This window comes from Anaerobacillus alkalilacustris (assembly GCF_001866005.1).
Lineage (GTDB): Bacteria > Bacillota > Bacilli > Bacillales > Anaerobacillaceae > Anaerobacillus > Anaerobacillus alkalilacustris.
Genome location: NZ_MLQR01000020.1, coordinates 18,734 through 31,583 on the forward strand (window position 1 = coordinate 18,734; position 12,850 = coordinate 31,583).

Annotated in this window: 11 protein-coding genes; 10 read left to right on the plus strand and 1 reads right to left on the minus strand. The window is 34.5% G+C overall.

Annotated features, from left to right (window positions below; genetic code table 11):
* The first annotated feature begins 27 nt into the window (after positions 1-27).
* The gene (locus BKP37_RS08235; protein ID WP_071309137.1) at positions 28-1,725 is read left to right on the plus strand and encodes a methyl-accepting chemotaxis protein; all 1,698 of its coding nucleotides are present in this window, start codon (positions 28-30) and stop codon (positions 1,723-1,725) included.
* 378 nt (positions 1,726-2,103) lie between these two features.
* Here the strand turns inward: BKP37_RS08235 and BKP37_RS08240 are convergent, their stop codons facing one another.
* Complete coding sequence (locus BKP37_RS08240; RefSeq protein ID WP_071309138.1) at positions 2,104-2,580, minus strand: glutathione peroxidase; 477 nt, start codon at positions 2,578-2,580, stop codon at positions 2,104-2,106.
* Positions 2,581-3,107: 527 nt separating this feature from the next.
* Between BKP37_RS08240 and BKP37_RS08245 the strand changes: the two genes are divergently transcribed.
* From BKP37_RS08245 to BKP37_RS08280, 9 genes are all read left to right on the plus strand, one after another.
* Positions 3,108-3,374: a hypothetical protein gene (locus BKP37_RS08245; RefSeq protein WP_071309139.1), complete on the plus strand. Its 267-nt coding sequence runs from the start codon at positions 3,108-3,110 to the stop codon at positions 3,372-3,374.
* 407 nt (positions 3,375-3,781) lie between these two features.
* A complete protein-coding gene (locus BKP37_RS20685) occupies positions 3,782-3,904 on the plus strand; it encodes a hypothetical protein (RefSeq protein WP_281243019.1) in 123 nt (40 codons plus the stop codon).
* Positions 3,905-4,178: 274 nt separating this feature from the next.
* Positions 4,179-4,709 (plus strand): RNA polymerase sigma factor, encoded by a 531-nt coding sequence (locus BKP37_RS08250; protein WP_071309140.1) that lies wholly within the window; start codon positions 4,179-4,181, stop codon positions 4,707-4,709.
* Complete coding sequence (locus BKP37_RS08255; protein WP_071309141.1) at positions 4,710-5,138, plus strand: anti-sigma factor family protein; 429 nt, start codon at positions 4,710-4,712, stop codon at positions 5,136-5,138. It begins immediately after the preceding gene.
* Positions 5,139-5,155: 17 nt separating this feature from the next.
* Positions 5,156-6,238: a hypothetical protein gene (locus tag BKP37_RS08260; RefSeq protein ID WP_071309228.1), complete on the plus strand. Its 1,083-nt coding sequence runs from the start codon at positions 5,156-5,158 to the stop codon at positions 6,236-6,238.
* A complete protein-coding gene (locus BKP37_RS08265) occupies positions 6,235-7,128 on the plus strand; it encodes a hypothetical protein (RefSeq protein WP_084034599.1) in 894 nt (297 codons plus the stop codon). Before BKP37_RS08260 ends, BKP37_RS08265 begins: the two co-directional genes overlap by 4 nt.
* 351 nt (positions 7,129-7,479) lie before the next feature.
* Positions 7,480-8,280: a carbon-nitrogen family hydrolase gene (locus BKP37_RS08270; protein ID WP_071309142.1), complete on the plus strand. Its 801-nt coding sequence runs from the start codon at positions 7,480-7,482 to the stop codon at positions 8,278-8,280.
* Positions 8,281-8,575: 295 nt separating this feature from the next.
* Positions 8,576-9,085 (plus strand): GNAT family N-acetyltransferase, encoded by a 510-nt coding sequence (locus tag BKP37_RS08275; protein WP_071309143.1) that lies wholly within the window; start codon positions 8,576-8,578, stop codon positions 9,083-9,085.
* Between the two features lie 1,057 nt (positions 9,086-10,142).
* On the plus strand, positions 10,143-12,548 hold the full coding sequence (locus BKP37_RS08280) for an EAL domain-containing protein (protein WP_071309144.1): 2,406 nt from the start codon (positions 10,143-10,145) through the stop codon (positions 12,546-12,548).
* Positions 12,549-12,850 lie beyond the last annotated feature (302 nt).

The window sequence follows — 12,850 nt, forward strand, 5'->3', positions numbered from 1 at the left end:
ACTTATGACAACAATGAGGTGTATTTTTTGAACTGGACAATCGGAAAAAAATTAATTGCATTTGTTTCACTTTCAATTTTTGCGTTAACGGTTATTTTATCGACCGTTAACTATATTACTACAAAAAATAGTTTAATTGAGAGTGCCCAACACAAACTAATTTCAGACTTACAATTAGGGTATCAATATTTAGATTTTAGATTTCCAGGTGATTGGAGTGTAGCGGACGGAATATTGTATAAAGGTAATGTGAAAATTAGTGAAAACTATGAAATTGTTGATAAAATAAGTGAGTTAACTGGTGGAAATTCAGTTACTATATTTTTATATGATACAAGGGTAACGACTAATGTGGTTACAAATGATGGTGTAAGAGCAATTGGATCAAAAGTTTCAGACGAAATAAAAGAATTCGTTCTTGATCAAGGAGCTCGTTTTATTGGACGGGCTGATGTAGTAGGTATATGGAATCAAACAGCTTATGATCCAATTCTAAATAAAAATGGTGATGTAATTGGAATTTGGTACACAGGTGTACCTGAACAGCCTTATAACCAAATTGCCTTAAAAGGTTCTTTTCTAAACATTGGTATTGCCGGAGTTATCATGTTTTCGATCTTTGTCATTAGTTATTTTTATTTAAATCAAATGATCATTAAACCGTTAAAAATGTTGACTGAATTTGCAAATAAAATTGCTAATCTTGAACTTAATGGGAAATCTTTTAATCCAAAGAAGAATGATGAGATTTCACAACTCGGTAAATCTTTTACAAAAATGAAAGAAAATCTATATGAAATCGTTCAAAATTTAATTGAAAGCAGCAATAGTGTAACAGATGCATCAACGAGCCTTTCAGCTAGTGCAAAACAAACAGAAGAATCTGCTACACAAATTTCTTCGGCTGTTCAAGAAATCGCTGCTGGTGCTAGTGAACAAACAGATCATACCAAAGAAATAATAAAGATGATGGAAGCTTCAGTAAATAAAGTTGGAGAAGGGCTTCAACAAGCTAGTGATACGCTTATGTTATCAAAAAAGTCAACTCAATCTGCTTATGATGGGAACAACGCTATTACTAATGCAATTAAACATCTAGAGAAAATTACAAAATCTGTAGAAGCTTCAACCCAAAATGTTAATAACCTAGGAAAACGTTCAGAGGAGATTGGGAGTATTATCACAACCATTACTTCAATTGCTGATCAAACAAACTTGTTAGCTTTAAATGCTGCTATTGAAGCGGCACGTGCTGGAGAACATGGTAAGGGTTTTGCAGTAGTCGCTGATGAAGTAAGGAAACTAGCAGAAGAATCAAGTAAGTCGGCAGGACAAATTACTGCTTTAATCCAATCGATTCAAGCAGATACCAACGTAACTGTGGAGTTCATGGAGAAAAACTTAATAGCTGTTCATGAACAGGTTCAAATTATTGAAAAAGGTCAAAATGCTTTAAAAGAAATTGTCCAACAAACTGAATTGACGGAGCAAAGTGCACTTAGCACAAATCAAGTTTTCAATGAATTAAAAGACAATGCCGAACAAACTTTAGGTGCTGTCAAAGAAATTTCAAGTATTATTGAACAAACATCAGCATCAACTGAAGAAGTATCAGCTTCAACTGAAGAACAGACTGCAACTGTCGAAGAAATTTCAGCGAACGCTGAACAGTTAGCCAAGATGTCTGAGAATTTACAGACCCAAATTAATCATTTTAAATTATAGTATTTTCATTTTAGATTTGAAGTTAGCCTTAGAGTCAAAAGACGAGCTTATAAACTCGTCTTTTTTAAATGAAAATTTTTAAAGCGCCTTATTAAGTCCTTTATAAGCAAATATTATCAAATCTAAACTCATTAATAAACGATTTACATTAGTATAAATGAAGTCATCTAAAGATAGGCAAAACAATATAATGACGCTATGGAAGGTAATGATTTATCTGAATTTTTTTTAGGGTATAAGACCCCCACCTCTAAGCGTAGCGTAGGTGGGATTTCCAATCAGGTGGAGTAGACTCTCCACCTGATTTTCTGGTGTTTCAGCTTCCTAAAACGAGTTCACTTGATTTAAGATTAAGATAACAGCTGAATTTTCTATGTATCATTTCAACAAGTTCTTAATATCTTCCTCTATTTTTAACGGAGATGTCGTAGGTCCATAACGTTTTACTACATTTCCATTTTTGTTAATTAGAAACTTTGTGAAATTCCATTTTATTTTAGGAGTCAATATCCCTTTAGTTTCCATCGTTAAATAATTAAACAGTGGGTGAGTATTATCTCCTTTAACATCTACTTTTTTAAATAGAGTAAAGGTAACTCCAAAGTTCAATTTGCATCGTTCTGCCATTTCCTCATTAGTACCAGGTTCCTGGTTCATAAATTGATTACTTGGAAAGCCTAAAACCTCAAAGTTGTTCTCTTTATATGTATCATATAATTTTTGTAATTCATTAAATTGAGGAGCAAATCCGCATTTAGTTGCCGTATTAACAACTAAGAGTACTTTACCTTCATAGTCCGCTAATGACTTATTGTCTCCATTTATCATCAGTGCCGAAAATTTATATATACTCATGTCTATTCTTCCTCTCAATATTAATTTCTATATTTTAATGCATCTCATAACTCCTTATTCTTTCTATCATAATACTATATCAAATTACGAGAGCGGTCGTAAGGTACTACGATTTTCTTAGGATCTTGTAAATAGATGTTTGTATTATTTTGATTGTTCAAATTTTTAATATATAGAACACACCTAAAAATAATGAAACTTTTAGAAGTTAGTACCGTATTTATAATTGATATCTTTTCCATATTTATAAAGCTGAACTTCAATCAGTGGGGGGCCTTCATCCTCGACTGATTGTTAGTTTAACTTATACCACAGGCATAAGAATAACTAATCATCAGCTGCACTGATGAAAGTTATTCTATATCGGACCTTAAGGGGCCGTTAATCCCCCAACTAAACTTTTCGAATTTCTTACGTTTTGATGTGGGTCTTACTGCCCCTTAAAGTGGGATAAAAAGACGAATAGATATGAGTTTTTGACTTTTAGTTTAATCTAAAGAGTAATTATGAATTAAGGGGGGAGTTAATTGAAAATTTTTTATGGTAAACAAAAAGGTGATATTTTGATTGAAGTAGATTCGATGGTTACAGGCGAAGTAACTGGTGATATAGTCGTTCTGCCTGGAGCACATTTAGATTTATCAGCGTCGGTCGAAGGAAATGTTACTTTGATGAGACATTCAAAAGCATCAATCAGAGGTCCGATTAATGGAAATCTTTATGATGAAGGGGGAACGATCGAACTTTTTAGTATTATAAGTGGAGATGTTGTAAAAAGTTACGGTATAAAGTAACCTAGTTGTGTTTACTTCCCACAAACTAAATCTATGCATAAATAATTGATTAACTAATATATTTTTTTACTCTATAACTATGAATACTGATATATTTTTCATAAATATTCGATAAAAGATTAACATGCGCCTCTGTAGCTCTAGAAGGGAAGAGCGCCGTAAAACATTGTAGGAACGGGTCGCAAGGCAAGGGTTTCAGAAGCACCGAAAAGCAAATTAGCTGAGACGGGTGAAATTCCTGTCGGTGAAACTCCGTAGGGAAGCGTGTTCCCCCTAGCCTATGCTTACGTAAGGAGTACGGGTTCGAATCCCGTCAGAGGCATCACGTAAAAGCTATAAAGCACGATGATTATTTCACTATTGTAAGTAGTCTTCTTTTATATAAGGAATCTTTAGGAGGAGAGATTATGAGCCGAAATGATAGAGAAATCACTGATCTATTCGATAGAGGTTTTTTTGGGAAACCAGGATGTATGATTTTACTTATAGTAGCTATTATTGCATTTTTTACAATAAAGAATCTATTTTAGTTATGAGGCGGAAATTAGTAGAGACAATTTGAACAAATATTCAATTTGAGGTAAACATAGATAGATGACACAAATGTATTTTCTTTGTTTGTGTAGGTGTTACTTGAAAATATTTAGCATTCCTTTGACGCTCAGGCGCTTCTCCTAAAAATTAGGGGAGCGCCATTTTTATGACCTAAGAAAATTTTTTCTGAAAAAGTGTAGTGTTTTTTCATTATACTTCGTCTATTATTGTGAAGGTGGAAAGGAGGGGAGAGAGATTAGTAGTGAAGAAGTGTTGATAAAGCAAATCCTAGCAGGCAATGATCATGCCTTTCGTTTACTAGTTCAAAAATATCGCAATCATATTTATAAAATTGTTTATTCAGTACTTCGGAATGAAAAGGATGCAGAAGATGCCGCTCAGGAGGCTTTTATAAAAATTTATTCTTCTCTTCCAAAATATGAGGGGAAAGGGTTTAAAACGTGGATGACGAGAATTGCGTTAAATCACTCAATCGATACTAAGCGTAAGCGCGATCGGATGAAAGAAGAAGTGAAAGAAGAAATTAATCTACAACTTGTAATTTCTAATAATGAAAATATAGAAGATGAGCTTTTAAAAAAAGAGAAGAAACTCCAAGTTCAAAAACATATTAATGAATTACCAAAAAATTACCGGGATGTTGTTCAAGGCTTTTACATACAAGAAAAAAGTTTTCAACAATTAGCGAGTGAGCAAGGGGTTAAGGAAAAATCAATCGAAGTGAAACTTCATAGAGCTCGAAAGTGGATGAAAGCCCGTTGGAAGGAGGAGAATTTTTAGATGAATCATATTTCAAGAGATGATTTAGAGCGATATGCAAAAGGTGAATTAGAAGAAAGACAGCGTGATGAATGCGAAACTCACTTATATTCGTGCGATCAATGTATGTCTACGTACATGTCAGTTTTAGAAGTGATTGGATCGTCTTTACCTGACATCAAAGAAGAAAGTTTATTCACTGATCAAATCATGCAAAAAATAAATGAAGATAAAATTGATAAAGTAGCCAAAAGACCATTTTACGAGCAAACATTTTTCCATTACATGCTAGCTGCAACACTTACGATCATTTTGATGACTTCAGGAGTATTCCAATCACTTACAGGTTATATCGATGAGGTTCAAAGGACCAGATTATCTGAAGAGACTCCATCAATCACAAACAAAATACTAGAAACGACGTTTATTCGAATAAATAATGAGGACTAAGGAGGAAAATGTTAAATATGAAAAATCAAGCAGGACATCCTTTTATAGCATTTTTACTATCAGTCATTCCTGGTGGAGGGCAATTTTATTACGGAAATTCTTTACGTGGAATGTTTTACTTTTTTGCGACGATCGGTTTTATTGCTTTAGGAATTGGATTAACGATCATAACTGGGAGTGAAGTTTTTCTATTATTGGCGTTAATTGGGGTTGCTATTTATTTGTTTAGCTTTGTAGATACCATTATTGTCGGTATACGAAGACCTCGAGCGATGAATTATCAGGATGGTGCCGTTCAAGAAAGTAGTTCTGAATCAGAACGGTTCTTTACAATTGTTCTTTCGTTTATCCCGGGTGTCGGTCACTTTCAATTAGGGTTAATGAACCGAGGTTTCACATTTTTAACAGCCTTTTTAGGCGCAGCGATTATGATCTTTTTTACTTCTATTATTTTACGACAAGGCGCATTTCTAATTTTTATGGCTTTTTTACCTGTTGTTTGGGTATATAGCTTTTTTGATGCGATCCAGCATTTAAATAGAAAGCAACGTGGCGAAACGCTTGAAGATCGTTCATTTTTAGACGATATTGAAAATCGCCGTGAGGATGGTCGTAAAAGTAAGTCTATCGCTACATTACTATCGATTTTTCCGGGTGCAGGTCATCTTTATTTAGGCTACCAACAACGTGGCATACAGTTAATGGCTGCATTTCTGTTTTCACTGTATATATTAGATACACTCAGATTAGGCATTTTTTTGTTTTTAATCCCAATTATATGGTTTTACAGCTTTTTTGATGGACTACAAAAAGCAAGCAAACACGGGGAAGGTCCAATCGAAGATACGCCAATTATTACTTATTTTGTTAACTATCAGCGTTGGATTGGAATTGCCTTAATGGTTTTAGGTTTGTTTTATATGTTTGATCGTGTGTTCATCCCATCAATTGCACCGAAGCTTGTCGATATTTTGAACGTTGATATTCGTCGTTGGTATTATGATTATTTTCAAATTGTCATTGTTTGTATTTTACTCATTGGTGGTGGATTTAAATTAATGATTGGTAGTAAAACGAGAAAAGGAAGTGATGTATCGTGAGGACGTGGCGAGTAGGAACATTTTCAATGGGATTTGCTCTCGTTTTTTTAGGCTTGTTTCTCTTATTATCAAGAGTAATTGGATTGGACGTTCATCAGGTGATGATTTCATGGTGGCCAGTGATTTTAATCATTTTAGGAATTGAAATTTTACTTTTTCTTTTCTTGAATAAGAAAGAAACGGTGATTATTAAATATGATTTTTTTAGTATTCTTATTATTGGTATGTTAGGAACGGTTGGCATTTCCTTTTTTATTTTTAGTTCCGTGGGACTTGTCGATGAAGTATCAGCTACCATCACTAGCCAAGATGAGACGCGAAATTTGCCTGAATTAAGTGAGGTTGTCCAACCTGAGGTTAAACGAGTGGTTGTTGAAGCAAGTTGGGATGATCTTACGGTTGAAGGTACCGAAACAAATGGAATATCTGTTTTTGGAACCTATCGGCTAAATGTTTCTCCTCATAACGAGACTGCTTTAGACAAGGAAGAATATGTAACATTCAATCAAATCGGTGATACATTGTATGTTACGATGAATCGCTTACCTCATAAAAATGGATTACATAGTAACTATCCAACGGTTAATGGTACATTGGTGGTACCTTCTAATCTTAAATTAGAGGTAAGAAGCTCGGGAAACAATATTGTTTTACGTCCACGCTTACAAGATGCTGATTGGACGATTGAGCGTGCGAGTTACGTGATTGTACATGTTCCCGCAAACGAAGACGTTGCGGTAGAGGCTTCCCGAGTTTCTCATATTAATCATGATCATGTTGAGTGGAAAACTTCAGAAAGTGAACTTCTAGAAGGTTCATTTATAATTGGTGAGGGAAAGAATACGATTAGAATCTTAAATGCTTATCAATTGAACGTCTTTACGTTTTAATTTAACAAGCAAAGCGCAAGCGCCTTGGTCACGAGCGAAAGGCGCTGAAGCTAGACAGTTTTCAAGTTATAAATTTATAAATTCTGATACTGCAAAAAAGACGTTATCCCCAGATATGAGAGCGCCTTTTTCTTGATGAAACCTTAGTAATGAATTACTTAACGGACACTATATCCCTTATTATTATGAAAACAAATATTTTTTCATGCTAACGGTTCAATGTGTCCGATTAACTCTATATAAAGGTAGATTTCTATAAATTAACGGATCTTGTGGTGCGTTAAAATGGTGAGGTATTCGTTATTCAAAACTAAATTGTGTTGTTACATTGAAAAAAGTGAGGGTTTAAAGATGAAAATATCTATCTATCAAATGGACATCATTGCTAGTAAACCTGAAGAGAATAGGGAAAAAGTTAAGGAGTGGTTAGCAGTTACATGTAAAAAAGAAAAACCAGATGTTGTTGTGCTACCTGAAATGTGGACAACCAATTATACATTACAAGAGTTAAAAAATATAGCTGATCGCGATGGTGAGCCGACGACGAGTTTTTTACAACATCTAGCAAAGACGTACGAGGTAAATATAGTTGGTGGGTCGTTTGCTAATAGGAAGGGCGGAAATATTTATAATAGCGCTGTTGTCATTAACCGACAAGGTGAAGTCGTGTATCGATATGATAAAGTTCATTTAGTTCCAATGCTAGATGAGCACTTGTATCTGACAGGAGGAACGACCTATCATACATTTGATTTAGAAGGGGTTAAAGCAGGTTTGATCATATGTTATGATCTGAGATTTCCTGAACTTTCTAGGAAATTAGCAGTGGATGGTGCCGAACTATTATTTATCGTTGCAGAATGGCCAGAAGCTAGAAAATCTCATTGGACTGCTCTCCAAATTGCTAGAGCAATCGAAAATCAGTTTTTTGTTGTCTCGGCAAATTGTGTTGGTCAATATAATGGGATCTCATATTGTGGAAATTCAATGGTTATCGACCCATTAGGTGAAGTACTATATTGTGCTAGTGATAAAAATGAAGATACAATATTAAAAGAAATCGATATGAAGCAAGTGAGTGAGATTAGAGAAAAAGTGCCAGTCTTCAAAAGTCGAGTTCCTCATACATACAAGTTGAACACATCGGAGTAGGAGAGTAAAGAAGTATCTGTAAAACAAGGTAACTTTAAAATGATCTTTGTGATTGACTGTTTTTAATTATAATTGAACAGTAAGCTAAAATAACGGTTGATTTTATTTATCTGAATTTTTTTTGGGGTAAAAGGCCCCCACCTCTAAGCGTAGGTGGGATTTTCCGATGCTTCAGCTTGCTGAAACGAGTTCACTCATCCGCAAAAAAGTTCAAAAACACAATCTACGAAAAACAGTCATTTAAAAAGATATCCGGTAAAGTAATAGAAAAAAACGAATATTGGAGATTAAGGTAATGATAGGAAAAGTAAAATTAAGGGCATTTGAACATGAAGACATCAAATATTTACATAAATGGTTTAATAATGCTGAGTCAATTTCTATGATCGGAAGGACCCCTATGACATTCGAGGAAACGGAACAGCTTGTGTTTAAAATGAGAAATGCTGGTGCTGTAATAATGGGAGTTGAAAATAATGATCAGGAGTTAGTGGGGTGGGTCCATTTTTCTAACATGGTCCTTGAACATGGAAGAGCAGAAATTGGGGTGCTTATGTCGCCTGATTATCGTGGACACGGTTATGGTAAATTCGCAATGAAACAAATGATTGAAATGGGTTTTAACCAACTTCGCTTAAATAAAATTTATTTAACGACGAGAGGGATAAATGAACGAGCGATAGCATTATATAAAAAGCTTGGTTTTATCGTAGAAGGTACATTGCGTCAACATAGCTATATTAATGGAAAGTATGTTGACACAATTTTTATGGGCTTACTTTCACAGGACTGGAGGAAGATGTAACTGTACGGAAGCTTATTGACTAGATCGCCTGTAAACAGTGAGAGGTATATAACCTCCACTGTTTTTTTCTATATTGACCAATTTATTTTATATAATCAGAATTTATAAATTTCTAACTTGGAAACTGTCAAGCGCAAGCAGCCTACGAGCTCGGTCACTTCAGTCAAGCTACTGACTTCAATAACTACATGAATAACGTCTCTGAATAGCTTCATGCAGCTTTGCTTGGAGGAAGCTTACTACGAAGCGATACTAGAAGACGCTAAAAGCACGTAGGAAGCCAAAGAGCGGCTTCTGTCAAAGGTCGCCCCAGTGAAGCTACTACTTGGATTACTACGAAGCTGCTTTGCTCCTGCGGTTACTCGTCGCACGGAAAACAATTGCTCCTGCGGTTACTCGTCGCACGGAAAACAATTGCTCCTGCGGTTACTCGTCGCACGGAAAACAATTGCTCCTGCGGTTACTCGTCGCACGGAAAACAATTGCTCCTGCGGTTACTCGTCGCACGGAAAACAATTGCTCCTGCGGTTACTCGTCGCACGGAAAACAATTGCTCTTGAGCAAACGGAGTGGCACAGGAGCGGCTGCTCGTGACCAAGGCGCTTGCGCTTTTCTTGCAGTATCAGAATTTATAAGTTTCTAACTTGGAAACTGTCTAGCTCCAGGCGCCATCGGCTCGATTACTTCAGACAAGCAACGGACTTCAATTACTGCTTGAGATCCTTCGTCGATTAGCTTCATGAAGTTTTGCTTCGAGGAAGCTTGCTACGAAGCTATGCTAGAAGACGCAGAAGCACATAGATTTCGGTCAAAAACCCGACCGCTACGAGCAGGTCTTCCAGTGTTTGTCGCCGATAGGCGGGCGCCTTGCGCTTTTCTTATATTCTTTGGAAAATTCAAGTTGCGTTTGTTGAATTGTGTCACTTTTTGATATACGATAAAAGTACTATTTTAGTGTTGGTAAATTTTGTTGATCACAAGAGAAAAGAGTGAAGGACATTGTTGGTTTGATATCTAGCTTTAGCGAACAATAAATGATTTTGGGGGGCTAAAATGTATGAATATGAAAAAAAGAAATGTAACTAATAATTTTAAATTAATTTATCTCCCTTTATTGTTTACACTATTTTCTGTTTTTGCTATTGCACTTTTTGCACATATTTCAAGCGAGCGAGCGTTAACTCATCAAATGGAACAAAGCGGTGAAGACTTAGCATTGTTATTATCTAGAAAAATAGAAAGTGAAATAGGTCATTATAACTATATAAATGAAGTATTGGAAAGAAATCTTCTAGTAGCAGGAAAAGCTGTACTAGCAGAAAAAGATTACTTAAGTAATGAACGTTTACGTGATATAAGAGATTTTTTTGAAGTTCATGAAATATTTTGGTACAGCAATCAAGGTGAAGTTTTATTTTCTCCTTCAATCGACTACATTGGATGGAAAGTAAAACCTGGTGACCCTATTGATCAATTTATGACACAACCAAACGATGTTTATGTTGAAGATATTCGGAAATCCACAGAAAATGATGATTTTTTTAAGTTTGTTTATTTAAGAGATGATGAAGGATCTTTTGTGCAAGTAGGCTATAGAGCAGAATACCTAAACTTTAGAACAGACAAATATAAAATTCAAAACATTGTCGAAAGAATCGCTAACAATGATGATAATATTTTATATGCTTTATTTATTGACGAGAACCTAATTGCAATTGCCGATTCGGACGTAGAAGATATCGGTGTAGACTATTCAGAAATTGTTGATTACAAAAGCGTACTAAGTGGCGAAGTTCGTGCATTTGAATGGTACTATCCGCAGTTGGGTGATTATGTATTAGAAGTCGCTGTACCTCTTTTTTATGAGGATGAGATCATCGGAATAGCTGCAGTAGGAATATCGATGGATGAAACAAAGAAAAATGTTATTTTCCTTACGGCAATGTTCATTTTACTTGCAATCATTATTTCTGTCGGTTTCTATATTATTCAAAGGAAAAATGTGATTAAACCTGTAATGATGTTAAATAAGGATATTCAATTAATTGATACGAAACAGTTAGATTTTCAGCCTCTAGAGGTTTCTGAAAATAAAAGTTTTGCGGGGTTATATGATACATTAAATCAGTTATTATCTAAACTTCAAGAAACATTTGAACATAATAAACATTTAAATCAAGAGATAGAACAAATGGCATTTAAGGATTATTTAACTAAGTTACCGAATCGTTATAGTTTATCTAAAAACTTTGATAAGTTCGTACAAAATCATGAGTTAGTAGCGTTTGTGTTACTTGATCTTGATAATTTCAAAGAATTTAATGATACTAAAGGGCATTTGTATGGTGACCAAATTTTGGTAGTGGTATCTGAACGGTTAAAAGAATGGGGTAATGATCAAATTTTTGTTTCTAGATTTGGTGGGGACGAGTTTTTATTGTTATTTTCATGTTCCGATGAATTGGAGCTGAAGCGTAACATCAATTACTTAGAAACAATTATTTCACAGCCTTTTCTTGTTCAAAAAGAAGAAGTTGTAATTGAAGCGAGTATTGGGATTAGTCTTTATCCTAAAGATGATACCCATTTAAATGGGTTAATTAGTAAAGCTGATATAGCGATGTACCAAGCAAAAAAAAGTGGTAAAAACCAATCCACTTATTTTACAGAAATATTAGAAAATTCTATTATTAAAAAAAATAATATTCAAGAAATTCTGCGATATTCGATTAAAAATAAACGATTTAGACTACTGTATCAACCTCAAGTTGACGTTCTAACTGGAGAGATTATTGGCTTTGAAGCATTAATAAGACTTAAAGACCATTCTATTTCACCGAATGAATTTATTACAATTGCTGAAGAAAAAGGTTTGATTGGAAAGATCGGACGATTTGTTATTGAAGAAGCGATACGGCAGTTATCGAAATGGAAAGAAAAAGGTTTGGACCTAAAACCAATTGCTATAAATTTTTCTGCTAAGCAGTTAAACGATAAAGCGATCATCAAATATATTGAAGAGCTGTTGAAAAGGTATGATATTCCTCCACAGTATTTAGACATAGAAATTACTGAGAGCATTCTATTAGATGATGATTGTGAAGCCATTAATTTTATTAATCGGCTCAAAGGAATGGGAGTAAAAGTGTCTTTAGATGATTTTGGTACAGGCTACTCATCATTAAAATACTTATCGAAATTTCCAGTTGATAAAATGAAGCTCGATAAAAGCTTTATAGATCAATATTTAAATGAATCTGGTAAGAAAATAATTAAACAATTAATACTTCTAGCAGAAGCCTTTGATCTCGATGTAGTTGTCGAAGGTGTTGAAACGATTGAACAAGTTCGATTACTTCAAAAACTAAAATGTAAAATCATACAAGGATACTACTTTAGCAAACCACTAGAAGCAAAAGAAATAAGTGAAATTTATACGAAGAAGTTTGATGTGGGGGTCTGACCCCCACTCGTTTAAAGCGCTAAAGTTTTCGGGGGGAGTAGCTTAAATTTCGTAAAAACACAGTACTTATCGGACCTATCCTTCTCATTAAAGCAGAACAGTAAAACAGAGGTTCTGACGATTCAGTTTTTAAGGTAACTGTATATCTGAGCTTATACAGTATTATTTATAATTTCAACATATTGACACAATCTAGCTCTATTAAAAAGCGTGGTTTTATTCTATGATTGTTGTAATAAGTATTATTAAAAATTGAGTATAACTTCTATCAGTGTTGCTCCAATCCACTGGTTCCAAGTTAT